This is a genomic window from Paenibacillus sp. PL2-23, from assembly GCF_040834005.1.
GTDB lineage: Bacteria > Bacillota > Bacilli > Paenibacillales > Paenibacillaceae > Pristimantibacillus.
The window spans coordinates 4,976,546-4,999,467 of the sequence record NZ_CP162129.1 but is presented as its reverse complement, the minus strand read 5'-3'; the positions used below and the strand labels follow the sequence as shown (position 1 = coordinate 4,999,467).

Here is a 22,922-nt window from a genome sequence, read left to right as displayed (position 1 = left end):
ATCTTGGTAAATGACCCTTGGGAGTATGTAGAATTATGGTTGAAAAGAAATAACAATAGTAACGAAGCACTTTCCTGAATCCGTGACAGCTTAGGTCCCCTACCTCCTAGGCAGTCCGTATTTTGGAAAACAGGCGTAGAAGATTGTGTATCTTACAACATTCCCATCTTCGGATTCAAACAAGAAGCGCTTTTCACAGGAAGCAAGGCATGCGAAATAAACCTCCTTTTTTACAGGGGGGAGGCGACTGGTGGCTGTGCTTGCGTTTCATTCACAATAATCAGGCAAATGCCTGGTAGATTCGACGAACGGTTTGGAACCATGGACTGTAACGGCCGAAATTGAAGGACGTTTGTCGGGCATGGCGGCTGACTCTAGCTGCGATGTAGATGATGTTCTGAATGACAGTTCGGATACGACGGCGCCCGACGCCTCCACGAATCGGTGCATCATCTTGACGTAAGCTTTCTTGTCCCATGATGCGAAGCAGGTTATAGGCGAATACGCCAGCGTGCAGGACTAGCTCATTCGTATCGAACTTGCCTGCCGGCAATCGCTCCAAATCTAGATCGGTCTTAAGCTCACTATGAAATTGCTCGCTTGTGCCATGATCGCGATAAAGCTCAATGACACGCCATGGCGAGCAAGTCAGAGATGTCCAGTAAACGTTCACTTCCACATCTGGAAACATGAGCACCTGCCCATCCCGATCGATCGTACGCACGATGACTTGGAACACTTGACGCAGGTTACAATCGAAGTCTTTCTGTGGAAATGTAATCGCGCCGATGTAGGTGGTCTTCCCAGGGCGTTGCTCACAAGATATCCCTTTGTCTTCGGCTACTCGCAGCCAGCTTTCTTTGGAAGCGCCGCGAAGATTGACTTTAATGATGTAGTCAACATCTTTCTCCGCGTGGCAAACTTGCAAGTTTTCAAGACTATCGTGAGCAGAATCCATACGGACGAGTAGACGATCACTTGTAATGCGACGAGCGTAATGAATCGTTTCCCGAAGGAAATCAGCACCATCTTTCTGGCTGTGTGTACTACCTTCACGCAATTGAAGATTTACGCCATACCCTTCTCGGCCCAAATAGGCAAAGATGGGGGCATATCCAAATGTTCCTTTGTACGTGAGGGAGACACCTTCTTTTTTCGTGCCGGAGTTATCGAACGGCGAAACGTCAATGTCCAGCGGTATGACCGTATGCTCGCCTGCGTCAAGTCCAGTTACCGGGGCATTGAGGTTTCGGATGAGGTCGGCAGATTCCTGCAACAGAATGTCATTCCAATTGGCATCTATTGTTTGTGCAGCGGCATCCAGTCGCTGACGGAGCGTAGGGCTTGAAGGCACTTTGCGAATACCCAGGCATGTTTGAAACACCGTATCTTTGCGAAAAGGCTCGATGTGGTCGAAATCGCTTTTACCTTGGCAGAGCAGACCAAGATAGCTTTTCATGACTTCGCCGTTCCCGTGGATCGGATTCTCCATTCCTTTAACGGCTGAGCGATTAAGACGCTGAGACAACTGTGTATGGGAAAGCAGCGCACCGACCGCAGCCAAGCCTGCATGCGTTGTTAAGAGGATTTCCTTAGATTGGGTGAATTGGATCTTCATATTCAGCACCTCGTTGGTGAAAGTAGATAATAAGCGATTATCTTTAATTTTCGACTTCAGAGATGCATTTTCCTTTAAATATCTCGGTTTTTATAAACTTTGTATCACGGATTCAGGACTTTTTTACTGGCAACAAGCGAAACAGTTTTACGAAGCTACACTTTCATTGCCGTTAACATCAGCCCCGTTAACTTCATATTATTGCTTTTTAAATGCTACAAAAACATTATTATTAATTAGAAATATTAGTTTTTCAGATCAACATGGGGTCTCTGGATACCAGAAAAGATCAAAGCTTTCTTTAAGCAATGAGATAATCATTCTAAAATCAGGTGGTATCTTACCGGCTTTATGCAGATGTTTAAATGATTGTCTACCTCAAGGGAGTAATAAGGTCGAATATACCTTAAAGGAATTGTTGAGAAATTTAGTTTATATTCATCGCACTTATGGTCTTACCTATACATCTGAAGGGAGTAAAGAATTATTTATACCATTGAATGATGTGTTTTGGGTGAAAAAAGACAAATCGACGGAATGCTGGTTTTGTGCAGAAGTCGATGAGAAATATGCAACCCAACACACGTTAAACAAGATAGATGATTGTTTTGAAAGGGATATTAATTTTCTAGACCGGTTTGTAGTTCGCTTTAAGGATCGAACAAGTTGGAAGGGTAATCAAACTATTTCCACTACAAAATTTATTAATTATCATAAAAAAGTTAGAAGAAATGTGCAGTATATTGCTGGTATATCAAGTAGGTGGTATATAAAACGAACGAATACAAAGGAGAGTATTCCTTTGAGTGCGTTGTCCATTACATTTGCAGCTATGCATAGACTGAGTGAGTTATCCAGATATGAACCAATAACTTTATCTAAGCATCTAAATAGTCAACAAAACTGGTTGATATCGGAATTCATTAAAAGTGCTCCTTATCAATTTATTCATGAAATTGCTTCTGAGATTACAGGGGAAGAGTTTTTGGTCCCTCGTAGAGGGTTATAGATTTAGGGGGAGAATAAGGCTATCAGTACCTTACAAAAGATATTTCGTTTCTTGTTCATCCTGTGCTCCGGAAGAAGCTAAAGAATATATTCAAAGAGCTTTAAGTTTAACCACAGAAATTGATAAAAAAAGGGCTACTACTCTCAATAACTTAGCTGTCCAGTTTCCAACTTTCTTTTCATGGTATTTTCTAGCGGTTCCAGACTTTTTATTTTTCTTGATTATCACGTGCCGCGGCAAACCCAATAAAATCAACAAAATTGGTTCCAGAGATTTTTTACACCTGACAGTCGTGTCCGATGAAATAAAAGTGTGGAACCAGTAAAGAATGTCTGGAACCAGTAAAAAAGTATGGAACTCCTAGAACTGTCCCGATGATGCTTTGTTAGATCATCGGGACTTTTTTTATCAAGAAGGGACTGTAGCCAGTGTTAGGGGAGTGAATTCATGAAATTAGAAAGAAAAATCAGATGAACCAAATGGAGTTTTCAAGCCAGATTGGGGTGTCCCAAGGGATTCTGAGTGAATTATAGCAAAACAAATACAATCCTTCACTGGAAACAATTTTGGCTAATATCAGGGAATTTAACATTAATCCAACATGGCTCTTATTCGGCTTATTCGGCGATACAACAAAAGAAGATGACCTCGAACAACTGGTGGGAGAACTTAATCAGATGGAGAATAGCTTAGTTACACAGTTTAGAATGTTGTCTGCTCTTGACTGTTTCTGTCGTCCGTTAATAGCCGGAAGTTGACGTTCATAAATGTCCGAATTTAGACCGATATAGTGACCATACTATCAGTCTAAAGAAAGAAGAAACGCTCCCGTAATCGTCATGCTGTTGGTAGCAGCATAACCGGAAGCGTCACCTCAAGAATATGGTCATTGTATCAGATTTCACGCTGGTTGAGAAGGAGTCTGCATCCGGCGTTTTTTGTTAGGAGTGCGGAACTGGTTCCCTGCCCTTGCTGCGGAGGCCGGTTAGAGGTCGCGGGCAGCCGGAGGCGGGTGTGGTACAGAAGCAGCGGAGAACGGGCGAAGCTCATCATTCGGAGGTTGTATTGTAGGCCATGCGCGAGAATTCATCATGAACTGCCGGATCTGCTTGTCCCCTACAAGCGTTATGACGCTGAAAGCATCGAAGGTGTATGGGCAGAACCAGATGCTTCGGTAGTAGCCGCAGACGAATCCACCATTTCTAGATGGCTGGCCTGGTTTCAGGTTTGGGCGGTGTATGCAGCAGCAGCTCTACACGCCATTAGTACCCGGTTTCAGCTTCCTGTGGAACAAGCGTCCGTTGCTCCACAGTCCGCACTCCACGCTTTAGGACGGTATGTCGGTGACGCAGCCGGATGGCTAGGAAGAACTGTCCGCCCCATCGCCAATTTAAATCTTTGGGTTACAGACCCGTTCTGCCTGTCTGTCCGCTGAAGCTTGTTTTAGACTCATGCTAACCCTAGTAAATGGAGGCATGAGGATGAACAGACAAAAGAAATCGGACGAGGTTGCGGCGGAACGCTTTCAACTGCTGTCGCCGCTCCTAGCATCCGGTCTGGATGCGGCGAAGGCGGCTCAGTTAAAGTCGGCCATTTGTGCGCAGTCCGGCTTATCAGAGAGGACGCTGCGCCGGTACTTGGCCGAATATCGCAAGGATGGGTTCGACGGACTCAAGCCGAAACTCAAAGGCCGGAAGCCGCTGCCAGACACCATACCAACTGAGGTGCTGGAAGAAGCGATCCTGCTTCGGCGGGAGGTGCCGAAGCGGAGTGTGCGCCAAATTATCCAGATCCTCGAATGGGAGGAGAAGATCGCACCTGGAATAATTAAACGCAGCACCCTGCAGGCGAGATTAACCAGGCGCGGTTACAGTTCAAGGCAGATGCGGATGTATGCCGGTGGCGGTACGGCCGCGCGGCGCTTTCAGAAGCAGTCCCGCAATCGCTTATGGCAGAGTGACATCAAGTATGGGCCGTACCTTCCCATTGGTCCTGGCGGTTCGAAGAAACAAGTCTATCTGGTGTTATTCGTGGATGACGCGACGCGGTATGTGCTGCATGGAGCCTTCTACGCGTCGATGGAGCAAGCCATCGTCGAGGACAGTTTCCGAAGAGCGATCGAGAAATACGGTGTCCCAGAGGCCGTGTACTTCGACAACGGCAAGCAATACCGCACGACTTGGATGAACCGGACGTGCGCGAAACTCGGTATTCGCTTGCTCTTTGCCAAGCCCTACTCTCCGGAAAGTAAAGGCAAGGTTGAGCGTCTAAACGGCGCTGTGCAGAGCTTTCTGGACGAGGTCGCGCTTGAGAACGTTAAGACACTCACCGAGCTTAACGACTGGTTCCAAGTATGGCTTTCGGAGTGCTACCAGAATAAACCCCATGCCGCGCTGGCGAACAAACAAACACCCGAAGCTGCGTTTCGGAGCGATCCGGCAGCGCTTCAGTTCGTAAATTCCGAGCACCTCGCGGCCAGCTTCCTCCACGCGGAACAGCGGAAAGTGGATAAGGCCGGCTGTATCAGCTTTCAAGGCAAGAAGTATGAAGTTGGGCTGTTGTTCATTGGGCAAACGGTTCAAGTCGTCTATGACCCGGCAGATATCACAGAAGTGACGATCGAATACGAGGGATGTACGCCTTGGAAAGCACGGGAGCTCATCATTGGAGAAAGGGCTGGCAAGCGGCCGGCCCTTCCAGAGCATTTGCAGAAGCAGTCAGCAACGGAATCCCGCTTGCTCCGAGGTGCCGAGCGGAAGCATGACGAGCGCGCACAAACCCAAACGCCGGCCGTCTCCTACCGCATGCTGAGGAAGGAGGCTGGCAAGGATGTTTGAATCCTTCTACGACATGACCCGTACACCATTTGCTCGGGATATTCCCGTGACAGAGCTTTATCCGGCGAGTGCTATGGAAGAGATGCTGGACCGGTTGCAATACGCTGCTGAGCGCCAATTATTCGCCGTCATCAGCGGCGACTGCGGGACGGGCAAGACGACGACCGTCCGCCGTTTTGCCGCCATGCTGGATGCCGCAAAGTATAGGCTGCTGTACCTGTCGGACTCCAAGCTAACGCCGCGCCACTTCTACAAAGGGCTGCTCGAACAACTCGGATGCGAGTCGAAGTTCTACCGGGGCGATGCGAAGCGTCAGCTACATCGCGAAGTGGAGCTCATGCGCGGCATCCATCGACTGGAACCGGTTGTCGTCGTAGATGAAGCCCATCTGCTTGATCGGGAGATGCTAGAGGAAGTGCGCTTCCTGCTCAACTGCAAGATGGATGCGCAAAGCCCTATGGCACTGATTCTAGTCGGGCAGAGCGAGCTATGGGACAAGCTTCGTCTCCAATCCTATGCAGCGATTCGTCAGCGGATTGACCTTCAGTGCAAGCTGCCCTATTTCGACCGTTCCCAAGTCGGCGAATATTTGAAGCGTCAGTTAGCATATGCCGGCACCGATCATGAGATATTCTCGGATGAGGCGGTAAATGAAGTTTACCGATTCTCGGGCGGATCGGCCAGACTCATCAACAAGTTGAGCACTCATTGCCTCATCTACGGAGCCCAGATCAAGCGCCGCATCATTGACGATCATATGGTGAAGCACGTGATTCAGGGTGAATTGTCATGAACGAGCCTTGGAACCGGATGACGTACGATCGGGACGCAAATAGTTGGTTTGTCCAGCTAGGAGAGAACGCTTATCCTGTTTACTGCGGTGAATGTTTTGAAATTCGCATTGGGGATCGCGGCATCCCATGTCGACTCGAGCTTGACCGTTATTGGTACGTGATCATGAGAGAAACCCGATTTAACTTAAGAAACAAAGACATTTACCACATTCGATTCGTTTAGCAGAAATGGGAAAGCCGTAATACTCTCGGCTTTCCCATTCATTGAGTCTCTATGGACATGATTACGATCAGACCTTGGACAACTAACGTGATCATTTTCTGGACATTATGGATCAGCAGTAACACTTGACCAAGGTGAGATAGTGGATATCATCGATTTGAAAATTACACGAAAGAATAAATAAATGCAGTTGGCAGATATAATTAGCAGAAAGTAATGATTTATCAAGATACATACTGCATGGTGGTGAATACCATACATACTTGTTTCTGTTACTAATGAACATGATGAGTTCCTCTATCAACTCTATGCGTTTGGGGCCCACCAAGAAGCATTTGAACGATAAAACATGGCGGTAGCGTCTTGACCGGCGAGGTCGGCGCGGGAAGTCTGCGTTGCTCAGACGAGTGGGGGGAAGAAAGCGTGCTTTTCAATCCATCTTTCATCGCCCATCCAAATTCCTTCTGAACAGCCCAACATTGGTGATGATGATCGTAAATTCTTTAGAAATAATTGATTTTAATTCTCTTAATGCCATATACTTTTACTAAATTATATGAAATGTTTTAAATGTAGTTAGAGAAATGCATAAATGTTAAAGATAGTTCAGGAGGAGACTTGAATGAATAAAGTGGATGCAATAAATAAAGTTGTGGAGAAAGTGCGAATCGATAATGAGGTAGTTGAAGTTATAGTTAATAATTTTATTGAAGTAATATGCGCTTCAATTAAGGATGGAGAGAAAGTAGTGCTCGAGGATTTTGGGACTTTTGCTATTAAAGAAGTTGCTGCTAGCGTTGGGAGACATCCTGTTACAAAAGAAGAGATTATTCTTTCAAGTAAAAATGAATTAGAATTTAGGGCGAGTATTGTTTTGAAAAAGATGATTAATAATACATGAGATTATGGGGTAGTCCTATAAGTCACTTGATGACTAAAGGACAACCTTCTTTAATTTTTAATACGAAAAGAAACCTTTCCTTGAAAAAGTGGAGGATCACCTAACCACATACCAAAGGAAAGGTTTTCTTTGTAAACAGCTTCATAAGGAAGTACATAGTATATTAGTATTTTAGCTATTATTTTGGTTACTGCCCGGCATTCCCGGAGCAGATGCACATTACAAAGCGCATGATTGAAGTCATACTTGTCCTTGAAATACCCCAGCATAAAGTCATCAACGACCGTGCCGGTGTATTGCGGTAAAAAGCCTATGGCATCTATGGCTTCGTTTCAGTGCTTGGCATGGAAGTTAAGCAACGTGAAGAGTTCATCGGAAATCACATGCATCCATTGCGTCTTACCGTCCACTGTATAACGTAATATAAAAATACCCCAAATAATCAAAGCCATTTACCCCAAAAAATCGTGCAAAAATACCCCATTTCATCGCGGTAAAAATAGACGATTTTCAGAGAATAGAGTACCCTTCTGCTAGATAGATGTTGAGGGGTGCTAACGGGGAGATGTTGAGGATGGAGCAAGTGGAGCTTATCCATGAATTGCGGGGGAAGGGCTTGGGGCCGGTGGAGATCGCAGAGCGGCTTAACATTACACGGAAGACGGTGAGCAAGTACATGAACGCTGAGGTGATGCCGGAACGTGCGCCGCGCGCAAAAGAAGAACTGCCTTCAAAGCTAGATCCGTTCAAACCGACTATCAGAGAATGGTTGGAAGAAGATCGCAAACATCGATACAAGCAGCGGCATACTGCAAAGCGCATTCATGATCGGCTGAAGGAACTTCCGGAGTACGATGCCTCCTACGCGCTCGTCCAACGGTACGTCAAACAGCTTCGGGAATACCGTCATCAGGAAGGAACAAATGAGTTGTCATGGCCGCCTGGCGAAGCACAAGTGGACTTTGGCGAAGCGGACTTCTACGATGCATTCGGAGAACTCAAGCCTCATAAATTCCTCTGCGTCAGCTTCCCGCACAGCAATGCCGGTTACGTGCAGTTGTTCGGCGGCGAGACCGCAGAATGCGTGGCTCACGGTCTGCAGGACATCTTCACACGAATCGGTGGCATACCGGGGCGGCTCATCTTCGACAACGCCAGCGGTGTCGGTAGGCGCGTGAAAGACAACGTACGGATGGCAGAGCTGTTCCTACGCTTTAAAGCACATTGCGGCTTTGACGTGACGTTTTGTAATCCAGATGCCGGTCATGAGAAAGGAAACGTTGAGAACAAGGTCGGCTACATGCGCAGGAACCTGTTCGTGCCTGTCCCAACGGTGACAGACATCCAGGCGTTCAACATGGAACTACTCGAGCGCTGCGAAGCGGATTGGCAGCGGGAGCATTACAAGAAAGGCGAAGCGCTGACCGTCCTTTTTGAGGAAGACAAGAAGGCGCTGTTGTACTTGCCGAAGCCCTTCCCCGTTTGCCGGTATCTCCGCGTAAAGACGGACGGGTATGGCAAGTTTCTGTTGGACGGCAAGCACTTCTACTCTTCATCGCCAGAGTGGGCCGGTAAAGAGGTCGTAGTGCGAATCGGTGCCCATACCATAGAGCCGCTTACGCCCAGCGGTGAAGTCATTAGCGTGCATGCGCGCATGTATGGTAAGCAGCGAACGGACAGCGTGGATGTACGGACGACCATTAATCGTCTGTTGCACAGTCCTGGCGCATGGCGCAACAGTCTGCTTCGCGATGCCGTGCCCGAGCAACTACGTGTTGGCATGGATGCGCTCGAGCGTGCGGAGTTGAAAGAAGCCCTGCGGACCATGCAGGATTTGTCTAGCCGCTATGGCTTTGATACGCACTGCAAGCAATGGATGAGGCGACGCAACTCGGACGGTTGACCAGCGCGAACAGCATGGTGCTAGCTGCACGGTTAGCGACGTTCGAGCCGGAGGATAGCAGTGGCGTGGATTTATCCATCTATGACCAGATGCTAGAGCCGAGCGGAGGCGTACAGCTATGAGTATGGTGAAGGAACGCGCCGCTGTGCGCAGCGAAATCTCTGCATTCTGCAAGAAGCTCGTATTGAGCCAGCGTGCTGTCGAGTTATGCGAGGCCGAAGCCACACCGAAACAAGAGGAGTTTCTACACCGCGTGCTTGCGGAAGAGATGGAGAACCGGGAGCGCAGCCGCCGCAGTCGGCTAATGAGCCGAGCGGGGTTCCCGGTCTACAAGACACTTGAAGGATACGAGCGAAGAGGCGTGAAGCTGCCGGGCTCCCTACAATGGAGTGACCTGGAAGACGGGACATTCATCCAGGCGAAGCGAAATCTCGTCCTCTACGGGCCTGTCGGTACTGGCAAGACGCACCTTGCGATCGCAGCGGGACTGCGTGCTTGCGAACTCGGGATGGTCGCCAAGTTTTATACGGTTGCGGAGCTCGTGATGCGTCTTGCAGAGGCGAAACGCGGCGGCACGCTGGAGAGGCTATTAGCGGACATTCAGCGCGCACAGCTTCTTGTTCTCGATGAATGGGGCTACATCCCCGTAGACAAGGAGGGCTCCCAATTATTGTTCCGCGTCATCGCAGATAGCTACGAGAGTCGCAGCCTTGTCATTACGACCAATTTGGAGTTTTCTAAGTGGGGTTCGGTGTTCACCGATGACCAGATGGCCGCTGCCATGATTGACCGTCTTGCCCACCATGGGCATCTGCTGATTTTTGAAGGCGAGAGCTACCGGATGAAGAACGCGCTGATGAAAGAGCGCTAAACAAGGAGAATGATACGAGTGAACAATATAACGAAACAGCAAGCTGACTCCCGAAACGGGATCGCAGAGATGGAAGCTGCGGTTGAACGATTACGCGAAGAAATTCAAAGGCTAACGAGGGAACGGGATGCACTTCAACAGGGGAATCTAGCTCTTTACGAGGAGCTGACTAGACCCGATTTTTAAGGTTCACGGGCAAAAAAATACCCATGCTCATGATGGGTAAAAATGCACGATTTTTTGGGGTAATTTTGCTTGACGAAATACAGTCCACGCGGCATCCCGTTTCATCGGCATGCAGCTTGGGCTTCTGAAGTAGCTGCGAGGCAAAGATTTGCAGGCGAGCTCCATCATTTCGGAGGATGCCTTCAAAATACGACTAGACTAAGTGAAACTTTACTTGCTCGAGCACGAAACGATCACGTTACGGTAACACTAATTAAAGTGAATTAAATGTATTAAAAGTACGTTTGGAGGAGATGAGATCTCCTCTCCTCCTTAGCGTACTTCACGAAAGGAAGGATACTATCCATGTACGAAATAATACCAACGTTCCCATTCATAAACTTTGAATTATTTAGTCTAGAGGACTTTGAGGATGAGGTGCTAGCAAAAGAAGTTTTGGATTCAATAAAAGCATTTGGAAGAGATTATGCTCCTCAAAAGTTCGATACTGAAGAACCATTAAAAAATAAAGTGAATTCCAAAGACTTTAGTGATCTAGTGTCAGTTTGGTTGAATAAGGATAACATAGATAAAGGAGTTCTTCAGGAAAACAGTTTTTATGGTGGATCTATTCTTATGAAAAAAAATTCTGGGTTCAAATGTAGTTTTCAAGTGATATGGGGAAAGGGAAATGTCACAAGTTTTAATTTATTGTCTATGAGTATGTCATTAGATTATTTCAAAAATGAAGAGAATATGGGGATATTATGGACGAATTGCAAAAAACTAATTCGAATATGTAAACCTGTGTATGCAAACATATCAAACCTCTCTATTCCCGAGAAAAGAGAGGCAGTTGATTTAACGATAATCGCTCCAGAATTGCAATGGAAGGCTATTTTTGGGCGCCCCTATATTGATTTGTTTAGTAAAGAGCGTATTTTGGCAACACCATGTTTTAATATTGAGGAGATTGGCGAAGATTTTATTTCAATACAACTTCAAGAAGATGTATATAAGGCTATCCCAAAAGAAATTCGAGAAAAGGTAAAGAACCATCTTGGAACAGCAGCTTTCGTGGAATATGGTCATGATTTTCGTGACTATAGAGATAAGCCGAATTTAGTGCCTATGTTTAACTTTTCAAATCTTGAACACCCATAATACTTTGCGAATGGAAGGAAGCAGTTGAAAGAATGGAAGAGGCTGAAGAAGAGAAATCTAATATCGGCATAGTTGTTTTAAATATATTCGGTGCAGGACACGGCGAAAACAAACATGAGGCGCGATCCATAGCCATATCAAGGTAATGCGATATCTTTGCAACCTTTTCAGTATTGGTACAACAGGCGGGAGAAGCTGGGAATAAAAGAGCGGGCTATCTCCTAGATAGCCTCTTCACTTGCTTGAATATTGGCCCGTGGTTCTGATTCCTTCAACACTACATCATTGATTAGCATTGATTTGTATATTATTATTCGAAATAACATTCCCGTTGACATCCCTTGCCTGAACTTGAAGGTGACTTTCCATAGTAATCGGGCAGGTTAGGAACCAGATGAATTGACCGTTTTTTGTTTTCGTAATCTGTGTCATACTCCCTTGAATAAAAGACGAGAATTCCATCTTTGGTGAATTCTTTATGAATAATTTCATCGACCTCAAACGCCATGAATTTATGTTTTTCATTGATGACATTAACAAGTGCCTGATCAATGTTTGGAGCTGCTGCCTGATGATTTATATCCGGAGGTAAGAGCCATATCACAAACATAATTACCCCCACAACAACACATGACACAAGCGATGTCAGGAACAATCGATTCCCTCTTTTCATTACAAGTACCTCGTTTACAATCCTATTGATATTCCCTTCTGTTGGCTTCGGTTCATGTTGAAGTGGATCACTTTTTAGCTGACGATACCATTCTGGATTTGCCATAAACCATACCTCCGTACTCTAGACTTTACAGTTCCTACAGGTACAGCTAGAAATTCAGCAATTGAAGCGATTGGCATCTCATAATATGCATCTAATACAATCACTTCTCTTTTCTTTAGGGACAGTTTAAAAACAATTTCCCATACTTGATTGGTGAACTGCGTATTAAAATAGTCTAATTCTGCCGATGGAGCGGATTTGGTGTCCTGTATAAAATCAATCAAAACCATTTTTCGGATAAAAGCGGATTTCTTATGATTGATGCATGCGTCCCTTGCGATTTTGAGTAGCCAAGTCTTAATCGTACTCTCACTTCGAAAGGATGTAAGTGAACGAAATGCTCGAATAAAAGTATCCTGGGTGATATCGTCCGCCACATCATGTTTCGGCTCCATTTCATCAAAAGGTTCCCCTTAGGACCATAAATTTTGAAATTCGTAGGATAACGAAAAGTGAAGGAAAAAAACGGAAAGATGTCGAATGAGTATGAACCATTGATAAAAAGGGGGAACGATAAAATGCTTAAAACATTGGAATGTCCTGCTTGCGGTCAATTAAATAATGTTGATACACAGAAGCTTTCTCAAGAAATATGTGGGACTTGTAAAGCTAAATTTACTGATGAAGAGACATTCGTAACATACAAATCAAATGAACAATTAGCATCAGCGCTTGAGATGGATGGTGAGTTCCCTCAAGAGGACAAGGTCGATGTAAATGAATGGACTTCAAAAATAGGTGGGAGCGACAAGCAAGAACAATATGTGAAAGAGGGCTTTTTGAAAAAACTGAAGAAGCATGCCTCGAAGATTCCATTTGCCAAAGACGCATTAGCAATGTATTTTTGTGCAATAGATAGCAAGACACCGGTATCAGCAAAAATGACTGCCTTTGGTGCTCTTGCCTACATTGTGCTTCCATTCGACCTTATGCCAGATATTGTATTGGGTTTAGGTTATACAGATGATGCCGCCGCTTTCTGGACGGCGTTTAAAGTGATTAGCATTCATATTACGGATGAGCATAGACAACAAGCTGAAGATTGGTTTGCTAAGTGAAGAAATTATATTACGCCTAGTTTTTCCAAGATTGAGATGCTAAGAAAATTACTGTTCAATGGAGGGAGGAACTGACCAAATGGTTAATAACAAGGTTTTTGCTATTGTCATTATGATATGGATTACATGGTTAACTATATGGGCCGTTAATAGTGTGACGTCAATAATGAGGGGCCAAAATACAATTCATGTTTCGGGGATTCCCCATGTTCCGACAGAGGAGCCGATCTCCACAGTGCGAATAGATGAAAATACCGTATGGATTATTAATGCCAACAACCACTACATTAAGGTAATTACGAAGGATGAAGAAGGCTTCAAAATTACAGGCTCCGAAATGCAATTCCAAGAACAATAATCTACAAGGAGCAGCCTGCCGGCGGCAAGAAAGCGGAGAGCCCATTAAGCTCTCCGCTTTGCTTAGTTTTACTTATAAAGTTTTCCTAACGCCTCACGTTGTGGAGGCTTGATATTCACTTTTGGTCGGATAGACTTTGCTAGAGCTTCCGCCTCGTCAATGGTTTGGCTTTTTCCCAACTCAATCAACGTTCCGACTGCAACAACACCGGTTCTCCCGCTGCCGCCGCCACAATGGAATCCCACTTTCTTACCAAGCTTGTACGCCTCTACCACCTGTTCTATGGCTTGTTTAAATAGTTGATCTTGCGGACCATCTGCATTGTCCCCGAGCGGCACCTGAATCCACTTTAAATTCTCGTTTGGATACGCGCATTCGGTTGCTTCACCTCTTAAATCTACAACAACTTCAATACCCTCATGTTTAAACATATCCTCGACATCAGCAGCCCCACCGAAAAAGATTTTATCTTCCACGAGGCTATGATAGTTCTTTTGCATGTTATTGCACCCCTTATTTTTGTTTGAAGGATGAAAATTCAACGGCTATTGGTCCAGCTGCAGGCGGAGCACAGCAAAGAGATAAATCTCTTGCTTCGCCGGCTGATTCAAATTCGGAATCCTCCTTGGTGTAGAAGATCTCCCAAGCATTGCCGTCCGGATCATACACCCAAACCTTGTCCTGTACGGCATAGCAGCAAGTGGTGTTCATTTCGTCAATCGTCAATAGATTGGCCTGGCGGAGACGATCTCCCATTGCCAGTACATCTTCGGTGTTATCGACTTGGAATCCTAAGTGATTAAGTACACCTGATTTTTCAAAGGGCCTTACGTTTAAGGAAAAATGAAGCGCAGGATGCTCGAGTTCAAATTTAGCGTAATTTTCTTTGACCTTGGTCGGTTCGGACCCGAAAAAGCTGCGGTAAAAAGTGAGTGAAGTTTCAAGATCGGAGCAGTTGAGAGCAACGTGCATTCGTTTAATCGACATATATGTGTATCCTCCTTTATTTTGATTGTGCGAGTATGGTTAAGTGTTGCCTGACATGGGTGGTGTGGTACGACTCTGATCATTAGTATTATATATAAATTTCATTATATAAGTAAACAATAATATTAGTGAATACTTATATATAAACCATGCTTTCACCCTGCGCCCACCCTACAACAACCAATCACAATTGTTCAAAATTATAAGGAGCAGCCTGCCGACGGCAAGCTGCTCTCCAGTTTATCTACATCAATAAGCGGTAAGACTCCTTTATTTCATTTAGAGCTGCTCCATGCTTGATGATATTGTGCGTTGCAGTCGTTAATACGAATACCAGTATGATGCCGATCAAGATTTTTCTGGTCAGCGTGTGCTTAAGTGTGGCAATGAATCTTGCGCTGAGCAGGAAGAAGACAAACAAGTAATGGCCCGCATACAGGAATAGATCATATTTGAAAACAGCCAGACCGTATCCAATCACGATATGCAGACCGAACGCGAATAGGAGAAAGGGCGCAAGCACCCAAGGTTCTCTGGTTCTGCGGTTTCGGACAAAGCCCAGAGCAGCCATCAGAAGGACAGCCGCACCAATCACTGTAACATAAAGCGGGTAGGGGCTTAGAAGATCGGTCGCAAAGGCAACAATCCCTGGATCAATTAGAACAATGTCTGGTGTCAATACTGGACTGATGACTAACATATAGATTGCTTTCCAATGCTGACTGAAGGAGAACGGAGCCGTGTATTGGAATCCGCCATTGTGCAAGCTTTGCAGCCAGTTCTGAATCCAGGAGGAACCGATTAAAGTTTGCAGGCATGTAAGTGCAGCGACGCCAATTAAAAAATAGACCGCAATTAACAGCAATGTAGTGATAAATTTGTAACCTCGCTTTTGGAACATATTAATCCATAATGCCCCTGCAAACGGCACAATATTGGTTGACGTAATGCCAAAATTAGTGATGGCTAGAAGTGCTGTTGGAATCAGAGGGGAACGGTCTTCCATTCTGCAGTAGAGCAGATAGACAACGGACAGCAAAATGACAAACTGTGCATAGGGATAGGAATCTGGTATAAGCGCTGTGAAGATTGTATAGGAGCTTATGCCGAAAAATGAAGCAAACAGCAAAGAAATGATATGTCCCGTCTCTGTTTTTTGCAAATAGTAATAGATCATGACGACACTGCCGGCATTTATCACAGAGTGGATAATGAGAAAAAATAAATGGCCTGACAAATACTCGGACAAGTAAGTTAATGATCCCGCTAGGAAATTGAGAAAGGGGTGAATAATGGACGCGTTCCCAAAACCGTAGTAGATAGAAGGATCAAAGTTAAAAAGATTCAGGGTAAAGGGCACGCCGTAAAAAGGGCTATGTATTATTAATTCAGAGCTATGCCGCTCCATATACAGGATATAGGGATAATTAATAACCACATAAAATAAAAAAAAGGCGATGAAAAGCCCAAGCGCACAATAATTATTTTGTTTTTCCTTAAACAGAAATTTCCCGAAACTCATCATGCTCCACCATTTCCTTATAAATTGACGATCATACAAGCAACACGATAACTCCAACAATAATGAAAATAATTCCGACTACTTTATAGCCTCCAATTGATTCATGGAACATCCATTTAGCCAATAGCAAAGCCCATATAAAAGTGATGGCGTTAGCGGGTAATACAACAGTATATGGGAGTATGGATAATACCTGAATCCGTGACAGCTTAGGTCCCCTACCTCCTAGGCAGTCCGTATTTTGGAAAACAGGCGTAGAAGATTGTGTATCTTACAACATTCCCATCTTCGGATTCAAACAAGAAGCGCTTTTCACAGGAAGCAAGGCATGCGAAATAAACCTCCTTTTTTACAGGGGGGAGGCGACTGGTGGCTGTGCTTGCGTTTCATTCACAATAATCAGGCAAATGCCTGGTAGATTCGACGAACGGTTTGGAACCATGGACTGTAACGGCCGAAATTGAAGGACGTTTGTCGGGCATGGCGGCTGACTCTAGCTGCGATGTAGATGATGTTCTGAATGACAGTTCGGATACGACGGCGCCCGACGCCTCCACGAATCGGTGCATCATCTTGACGTAAGCTTTCTTGTCCCATGATGCGAAGCAGGTTATAGGCGAATACGCCAGCGTGCAGGACTAGCTCATTCGTATCGAACTTGCCTGCCGGCAATCGCTCCAAATCTAGATCGGTCTTAAGCTCACTATGAAATTGCTCGCTTGTGCCATGATCGCGATAAAGCTCAATGACACGCCATGGCGAGCAAGTCAGAGATGTCCAGTAAACGTTCACTTCCACATCTGGAAACATGAGCACCTGCCCATCCCGATCGATCGTACGCACGATGACTTGGAACACTTGACGCAGGTTACAATCGAAGTCTTTCTGTGGAAATGTAATCGCGCCGATGTAGGTGGTCTTCCCAGGGCGTTGCTCACAAGATATCCCTTTGTCTTCGGCTACTCGCAGCCAGCTTTCTTTGGAAGCGCCGCGAAGATTGACTTTAATGATGTAGTCAACATCTTTCTCCGCGTGGCAAACTTGCAAGTTTTCAAGACTATCGTGAGCAGAATCCATACGGACGAGTAGACGATCACTTGTAATGCGACGAGCGTAATGAATCGTTTCCCGAAGGAAATCAGCACCATCTTTCTGGCTGTGTGTACTACCTTCACGCAATTGAAGATTTACGCCATACCCTTCTCGGCCCAAATAGGCAAAGATGGGGGCATATCCAAATGTTCCTTTGTACGTGAGGGAGACACCTTCTTTTTTCGTGCCGGAGTTATCGAACGGCGAAACGTCAATGTCCAGCGGTATGACCGTATGCTCGCCTGCGTCAAGTCCAGTTACCGGGGCATTGAGGTTTCGGATGAGGTCGGCAGATTCCTGCAACAGAATGTCATTCCAATTGGCATCTATTGTTTGTGCAGCGGCATCCAGTCGCTGACGGAGCGTAGGGCTTGAAGGCACTTTGCGAATACCCAGGCATGTTTGAAACACCGTATCTTTGCGAAAAGGCTCGATGTGGTCGAAATCGCTTTTACCTTGGCAGAGCAGACCAAGATAGCTTTTCATGACTTCGCCGTTCCCGTGGATCGGATTCTCCATTCCTTTAACGGCTGAGCGATTAAGACGCTGAGACAACTGTGTATGGGAAAGCAGCGCACCGACCGCAGCCAAGCCTGCATGCGTTGTTAAGAGGATTTCCTTAGATTGGGTGAATTGGATCTTCATATTCAGCACCTCGTTGGTGAAAGTAGATAATAAGCGATTATCTTTAATTTTCGACTTCAGAGATGCATTTTCCTTTAAATATCTCGGTTTTTATAAACTTTGTATCACGGATTCAGGTAATAGATAGATGTTGAGCAAGGCTCCCAGCCCGTAAAACATGAGGCCAGCTAACACATAAAGCATTTTCCTGTGCATGGCAAATAGCTTCAAGAATGCGGCGCCAAAAGCACCGCTAAGGGTCATCGCCAGGAGAAGAAGGAAATGAAATGCGTTACTTATCATAGGATGTTAGAGTCACTCCAATCCCCAGTAATACGACAGCGGCCGCTTTCTGAATGGTAAAGGTTTCTCCTAGAAACAGGCTGCCATAGGCGAGTGCAAAGATGTAACTGGTGCACATTAAAGGATAGCAGACAGAAAGTTTTTCAATGGCGAAAGCTCGAATCATCAATATTGCGCCAGTCCCGTAACATAAGAATCCCGGAATCATGTAAAGGAGATGGTCATGGCCCCATTTCCAAAACAGCTGTCCAGTAGCCGTTAATAGTGCTGAACCGAGCATGAGCAGCTTCCCCGCATGAGGGTTATTCGCTAAAAGCATGACGTAGCCTCCACCATTTATTCAAAGAATGCGAGAATAAATATCACACTAACCACATACATAACCACCGTGGTTAGAATGTGTTTATCCTCCACTAATACGCGGTCAGGCGCCCCTCCTTTGTGTTCAATAGCCTCTCGGTATTCGCCGAGGCAGATGGGACAAGGGTTTCCTCGTACCACCAAACTTACTCTCCTCCTACTTCGTAGGGGGATTTTTTCATATAATTCCTTTTTTCATTATGGGAAATATTCTAGGAATATTTGGTCATTTTCTTCGAAAAAGACTTGACAAATTCTCCATTTTTCCAAAATCGCGTTGTAAGGGTTTGTTTTTTAACCCATTAATCGCGATTGGAGGACTTCTCATGAAACCTATTTTTGTTCCGCATGCGGACTACCAAGGCTTTGTTCTTAAGCAACTTCGTACTCATGTTGGACCCGGTATCGTCATCATCAATAAGGACTGGCCGCTTCTTGCAAAACTATGGATGACTGATCTTTCCCCCATCACGACGTTTCTTCGAGACGCTTATTCTGATCGAGGCCCCGAACCTCGAGATCCAGCATCTATGTTTCGATCCTTTCTCTTGTTCCTCATGACCAACCCTGAAAAGGGATTAACCGAATGTGTGAATGTCTTGAAGCGGACACCTATCTATGCCATACTTTGCGGCTTCGACTTTGACGATCTTCCTGGCGTCGGGACCTTCTATGATTTCTTCAGGCGCCTCTGGCCTGCGGTAGACAAAAATCTGAAACCGATGAAGCAACCCAAACGCAAGAGTAAACCGAAGAAAGGGAAGAAAGGAGAGAAAGCACCTACGGCTACACCGGGTAGAGTGAAACGTCTCGTCACATGGATGATGCGTCATGCAGATAAGAGAACAGCCTTGCCTGCCGATCCCTTATTCGAATTCTTCCAGTCACAGATCCTCAGCGTATCGGCGAATCTGGGATTGCTTGGTGATCTTTCAGCGCTCAGTGCTGCCGGTGATGGAACACCCATCGTCACCTCTGCCTATCCAAGAAGCAAATCCACTTGCGATTGTTATGCCAAAGGTATGATAGGTTGTAACCATCCTCGTATTTACTCCCAGCCCGATTGCGACTCGGGCTGGGACAGCGCCAGAGAGAAGTATTATAACGGATACCATCTCTACATGATGTCAGCAGCTGATAGTAAATACGACTTGCCTTTGTACCCTAGACTGCAGCCTGCTTCCCGGCATGACGCTGTCAGTCTAGTTATGAGTATGATGGAATGCAAGCAACGTTTCAACCTTGGCGTCATCGATAAGATATTGCTTGATGCCGCTCATGATGCTGAGGCGATTTACATGCTTCTGGATCACCAAAACATCGAGCCATTCATCGATCTCAACAACCGTAGCAAGAAGAATACGGCGACGGAAAGCGACATTCAGATTGCTCCAACAGGTATTCCGATCTGTCCGAAAGGCAACGAAATGAAGCCAAACGGCTTTGACAAATCCCAGAATCGTCGCAAGTGGAGATGCTCTGTAGCCTGCGGGTGCTCCGATGCCAAATACGGGCGGACGTACCATACATACAGCAGCGATAATCTTCGCCTGTTCCCCAGAACCGCTCGTGGGTCGGAAAAGTGGAAGTTGATTTACAAACGCCGCACATCCATTGAGCGTTCCAACAAGCGGGAGAAGATCGATTACAAGCTCGAATCCGGTCGGCACCGCTCGACGATGATGTGGTACATACGCATCTACGCCATTATGATCTGTCAGCACATGGATGCCTGGTATGTGAGCCAGAAAGATGAATGGGACAAGCTGAAAGCTACCATTTGCCCTACAGTCGTTTAATTTTTTTAAAAATGCGCTCCGCCTAAATTGGTGAGGTCTGTCTTTTTTTGAAAACTGGTTTTCATTATCCATATTTTCCAGAAACAAAACTCTTGTACTCCCGCTTTCTCCTTTTCAGCCAGGCTCTAATTCCGAGAGGCTATTTCAATGTGAATTAAGTACAAATATCTAAAGACCCCATAGATCACTAACGGAATGGTCCACATTAAATGGATCGTTCGACCAGATGTGAATGTAAACAGGGAATAACTGATAATGGTTGCGGCGGTGACAATGCTGATCAACTGATCGAGTAAGGCAAACGAATATCGATCCAGTACTTTGCGGTGTGTATGGCTATCGTTCTCAAGTAGAGACAGCTCATGTCTACGTTTGCCGATCGCGAGAAATAAAGAGAGCAACATTGTACACAATAGGAACCACGGCGTTAACGGGACATGAATGACAAGACCGCCCGCTATGGCTCGCATTACGAATCCGGCTGCAATGATCATAATATCTACAATAACCACATGCTTCAGCTTGAATGAGTAAAGCAGGTTCATCATTAAGTAGGCAGTCAGCAGCAAGGTGAACAGCGGATTAATGAAATACGATCCTAGCAATGAAACGAATAACAGAATGGAACCAAAGATCAATGCCAATCTGGGGTTTAAAGCACCAGACGCCATTGGGCGAAATTTTTTTACTGGGTGACATCGGTCGGTTTCTCTATCCGCATAGTCGTTCAGAATATATACGCATCCAGATATGAAGCTGAACAGTATAAAGCCTATTATGGTGTTGAATAGGGTCACGATACTCATAGTTTCATAGGAAAATAAGAGCGCAGAGAATATGAGAAGGTTTTTAGTCCATTGCTTAGGTCTCAGTTGAATGAATAAGAGCACTAGAGTATTAGAATTTGTTGTACGAGGTTCACTTTTCGTGAGAGTAGATTTTAATAATTGCATATCCTGTGCCCCTCCTGTAATAATTGAAGTTGAATTCGAGTTGGATGAGTCTGTAAAATAAATTCCTATAAGAGGGTGAATTCCCTATTCCATGGTAGTCATACAGATGCCAATCGTCAAGTTATTTTAAAGAAACAATAACCTTATCGATAATCCCGTATTCAACGGCCTCTTCCGCTGTTAGGAAGCAATCACGGTCCATATCCTTTTCAATTCGTTCAATGGGCTGGCCCGTTCGCTCCGCTGCTATCCGGTTTACCTTTTCCCTCAATCCTAGAATCCGTTTGGCGCTAATAGCAATATCGCTGGCCTGACCGCGGGCGCCACCATGCGGCTGGTGAATCATAATTTCACTGTTTGGCAGGGAGTAACGCTTGCCCTTTGCTCCGGCCAGCAAGAGGATGGCTGCGAAGGAGGCGGCGAAGCCGGTACAGATTGTATGGATTGGCGGCTTTACATATTGCATCGTATCGAAGATGGCGAAGCCGGCAGTTACAGAGCCTCCCGGACTGTTAATATACATATGAATGTCCTTGTCGGGATCCTCAGCCGTCAGGAACAGCAGCTGGGCCATCACGCTGTTCGCGAGCGTGTCGTCGATCTCTGAGCCGATGAAGATGATCCGATCCTTCAGCAGCCGTGAATAAATATCGTAAGACCTTTCTCCGCGAGTAGATTGCTCAACAACATAAGGAATAGGTATAGTCATGATATAACCTCCATATATTCAGATGACTTTCACTCCGAAGACGAATGGCTGGGGGAGAAGGATACGGCAGCAGTGTAAAATAAATCGAGGGCTTCGGCGTATCTTTTGCCGGCACGTATTCGTTTACTTATCAAAGAGGATTGTAGGTTGGGAGGGGGATGGAGGATGGAGCTTCATTCAACGGAGAAAAACGCGTGTGATTGGCAGGATAGGCAATGCCTGGAGGTCTGGCAGGATATATTGTACCGATACTGTTTGTCGTTGACTGGTTCGGAATGGGATGCGGACGATCTTGCCCAGACCGTCTGGCTGAAGGCGCTGCGCATCCTGCGAGAGTGCGGACATCAGAATGTGGAAGCCTTCCTGCTGCGAATTGCCAAAAACAGCTGGATCGATCATTGCCGCAGACAATCCGCCTTGTTAGATCGGCTTTCTCGGTTTCTCCCGGATGAGGTTCAATTGGAGGGCGGTAGTCTGGAGCTGGAGCGTATCTTTCAGAGTCTGTTGAACCATTGTCCCCCTCTGCAAAGGACGGTATTCGTCCTGCGGGAAGGACTTGGTTATTCCATTGCGGAGACGGCGGAGCTGATGAATACGACGGAGGGCGCGATCAAGGCGGCCTTGTATCGGGCGCGTCAGTCCCTATGTGCAATCAGGGCTGAATTGGAATCAGAGGATGTATATATGCCTCATGGAATGGTAGAGCAGCAGCTGCTGAGGGAGCTTGTGGAAGCCTACGAGGAGGGCGATGCTGAAGCATTAATCGAACGAATGTATAGGCATTCGTTCGATCATGTATCCGCAGTTGGGACCTATAGCTCAAGCGTGCGCTCGATCGACAGCCCGTCGACTGGGCAGCAGCCGCATATGTCGCTAAGCATGTCCGCATAACGG

Annotated in this window: 22 protein-coding genes and 2 pseudogenes; 13 read left to right on the top strand and 11 right to left on the bottom strand. The window is 45.9% G+C overall.

Annotation, left to right across the window (positions count from 1 at the left end; all coding sequences use genetic code 11):
• Positions 1-280 precede the first annotated feature (280 nt).
• Complete coding sequence (locus AB1S56_RS22135) at positions 281-1,618, bottom strand: IS1380 family transposase (RefSeq protein ID WP_340873812.1); 1,338 nt, start codon at positions 1,616-1,618, stop codon at positions 281-283.
• On the opposite strand from AB1S56_RS22135, the gene AB1S56_RS22130 reads away from it, so the two are divergent.
• The 9 genes from AB1S56_RS22130 (at position 1,602) to AB1S56_RS22090 (ending at position 11,485) form a co-directional block, all read left to right on the top strand.
• Positions 1,602-2,627 carry a YaaC family protein gene (locus AB1S56_RS22130; RefSeq protein ID WP_367903395.1) on the top strand — a complete coding sequence of 342 codons (1,026 nt, stop codon included), beginning with the start codon at positions 1,602-1,604 and terminating at the stop codon, positions 2,625-2,627. The genes AB1S56_RS22135 and AB1S56_RS22130 overlap by 17 nt on opposite strands.
• Positions 2,628-3,639: 1,012 nt before the next feature.
• Positions 3,640-4,062, top strand: coding sequence for a DUF6431 domain-containing protein (locus AB1S56_RS22125; RefSeq protein ID WP_340873551.1), 423 nt, complete (start codon positions 3,640-3,642; stop codon positions 4,060-4,062).
• Between the two features lie 46 nt (positions 4,063-4,108).
• A complete protein-coding gene (locus AB1S56_RS22120; RefSeq protein WP_367903356.1) occupies positions 4,109-5,464 on the top strand; it encodes a DDE-type integrase/transposase/recombinase in 1,356 nt (451 codons plus the stop codon).
• Positions 5,457-6,257 carry an ExeA family protein gene (locus AB1S56_RS22115; protein ID WP_367903357.1) on the top strand — a complete coding sequence of 267 codons (801 nt, stop codon included), beginning with the start codon at positions 5,457-5,459 and terminating at the stop codon, positions 6,255-6,257. Before AB1S56_RS22120 ends, AB1S56_RS22115 begins: the two co-directional genes overlap by 8 nt.
• Positions 6,254-6,481 carry a DUF5348 domain-containing protein gene (locus AB1S56_RS22110; protein WP_340871918.1) on the top strand — a complete coding sequence of 76 codons (228 nt, stop codon included), beginning with the start codon at positions 6,254-6,256 and terminating at the stop codon, positions 6,479-6,481. Before AB1S56_RS22115 ends, AB1S56_RS22110 begins: the two co-directional genes overlap by 4 nt.
• Before the next feature lie 622 nt (positions 6,482-7,103).
• Entirely contained in the window at positions 7,104-7,382 is a 279-nt protein-coding gene (locus tag AB1S56_RS22105; protein ID WP_340873711.1) for an HU family DNA-binding protein, read from the top strand.
• A 574-nt stretch (positions 7,383-7,956) separates the two neighbouring features.
• Positions 7,957-9,285 carry an IS21 family transposase gene (gene istA, locus AB1S56_RS22100; protein WP_340873710.1) on the top strand — a complete coding sequence of 443 codons (1,329 nt, stop codon included), beginning with the start codon at positions 7,957-7,959 and terminating at the stop codon, positions 9,283-9,285.
• Positions 9,286-9,403: 118 nt separating this feature from the next.
• Positions 9,404-10,156: an IS21-like element helper ATPase IstB gene (gene istB, locus AB1S56_RS22095; protein WP_340873709.1), complete on the top strand. Its 753-nt coding sequence runs from the start codon at positions 9,404-9,406 to the stop codon at positions 10,154-10,156.
• Between the two features lie 531 nt (positions 10,157-10,687).
• Entirely contained in the window at positions 10,688-11,485 is a 798-nt protein-coding gene (locus AB1S56_RS22090) for a hypothetical protein (protein WP_340873708.1), read from the top strand.
• Positions 11,486-11,795: 310 nt separating this feature from the next.
• On the opposite strand, the gene AB1S56_RS22085 is transcribed toward AB1S56_RS22090, so the two are convergent.
• Positions 11,796-12,263: a hypothetical protein gene (locus AB1S56_RS22085; protein ID WP_340873707.1), complete on the bottom strand. Its 468-nt coding sequence runs from the start codon at positions 12,261-12,263 to the stop codon at positions 11,796-11,798.
• A complete protein-coding gene (locus AB1S56_RS22080; RefSeq protein WP_340873705.1) occupies positions 12,233-12,658 on the bottom strand; it encodes an RNA polymerase sigma factor in 426 nt (141 codons plus the stop codon). Before AB1S56_RS22080 ends, AB1S56_RS22085 begins: the two co-directional genes overlap by 31 nt.
• 123 nt (positions 12,659-12,781) lie before the next feature.
• Here AB1S56_RS22080 and AB1S56_RS22075 point away from each other — a divergent pair, with 123 nt between their 5' ends.
• Together AB1S56_RS22075 and AB1S56_RS22070 are read left to right on the top strand one after the other, a co-directional pair.
• Complete coding sequence (locus AB1S56_RS22075; RefSeq protein ID WP_340873704.1) at positions 12,782-13,321, top strand: YkvA family protein; 540 nt, start codon at positions 12,782-12,784, stop codon at positions 13,319-13,321.
• A gap of 79 nt (positions 13,322-13,400) precedes the next feature.
• Positions 13,401-13,679, top strand: coding sequence for a hypothetical protein (locus tag AB1S56_RS22070; protein WP_340873703.1), 279 nt, complete (start codon positions 13,401-13,403; stop codon positions 13,677-13,679).
• Positions 13,680-13,747: 68 nt separating this feature from the next.
• Here AB1S56_RS22070 and AB1S56_RS22065 read toward each other — a convergent pair whose 3' ends face one another.
• From AB1S56_RS22065 to AB1S56_RS22040, 6 genes and pseudogenes are all read right to left on the bottom strand, one after another.
• On the bottom strand, positions 13,748-14,179 hold the full coding sequence (locus AB1S56_RS22065) for a dual specificity protein phosphatase family protein (protein WP_340873702.1): 432 nt from the start codon (positions 14,177-14,179) through the stop codon (positions 13,748-13,750).
• 13 nt (positions 14,180-14,192) lie between these two features.
• Positions 14,193-14,666: an ArsI/CadI family heavy metal resistance metalloenzyme gene (locus AB1S56_RS22060; RefSeq protein WP_340873701.1), complete on the bottom strand. Its 474-nt coding sequence runs from the start codon at positions 14,664-14,666 to the stop codon at positions 14,193-14,195.
• A 244-nt stretch (positions 14,667-14,910) separates the two neighbouring features.
• On the bottom strand, positions 14,911-16,191 hold the full coding sequence (locus AB1S56_RS22055; RefSeq protein WP_340873698.1) for a DUF6080 domain-containing protein: 1,281 nt from the start codon (positions 16,189-16,191) through the stop codon (positions 14,911-14,913).
• 396 nt (positions 16,192-16,587) lie between these two features.
• On the bottom strand, positions 16,588-17,925 hold the full coding sequence (locus AB1S56_RS22050) for an IS1380 family transposase (RefSeq protein WP_340873812.1): 1,338 nt from the start codon (positions 17,923-17,925) through the stop codon (positions 16,588-16,590).
• A gap of 271 nt (positions 17,926-18,196) precedes the next feature.
• Entirely contained in the window at positions 18,197-18,526 is a 330-nt protein-coding gene (locus tag AB1S56_RS22045) for an EamA/RhaT family transporter (protein WP_340873838.1), read from the bottom strand.
• Positions 18,527-18,543: 17 nt separating this feature from the next.
• Positions 18,544-18,657: pseudogene (locus AB1S56_RS22040) on the bottom strand (decaprenyl-phosphate phosphoribosyltransferase); the annotation flags it as partial.
• A gap of 236 nt (positions 18,658-18,893) precedes the next feature.
• Between AB1S56_RS22040 and AB1S56_RS22035 the strand changes: the two are divergent.
• Complete coding sequence (locus AB1S56_RS22035) at positions 18,894-20,366, top strand: transposase (protein ID WP_340873802.1); 1,473 nt, start codon at positions 18,894-18,896, stop codon at positions 20,364-20,366.
• 143 nt (positions 20,367-20,509) lie between these two features.
• Here AB1S56_RS22035 and AB1S56_RS22030 read toward each other — a convergent pair.
• Both AB1S56_RS22030 and clpP read right to left on the bottom strand, forming a co-directional pair.
• Positions 20,510-21,319 (bottom strand): annotated as a pseudogene (locus tag AB1S56_RS22030) (decaprenyl-phosphate phosphoribosyltransferase); the annotation flags it as partial.
• 121 nt (positions 21,320-21,440) lie between these two features.
• The gene (gene clpP, locus AB1S56_RS22025) at positions 21,441-22,028 is read right to left on the bottom strand and encodes an ATP-dependent Clp endopeptidase proteolytic subunit ClpP (RefSeq protein WP_340873337.1); all 588 of its coding nucleotides are present in this window, start codon (positions 22,026-22,028) and stop codon (positions 21,441-21,443) included.
• Between the two features lie 165 nt (positions 22,029-22,193).
• Here clpP and AB1S56_RS22020 point away from each other — a divergent pair, with 165 nt between their 5' ends.
• Entirely contained in the window at positions 22,194-22,919 is a 726-nt protein-coding gene (locus AB1S56_RS22020; RefSeq protein WP_340873338.1) for an RNA polymerase sigma factor, read from the top strand.
• Positions 22,920-22,922 lie beyond the last annotated feature (3 nt).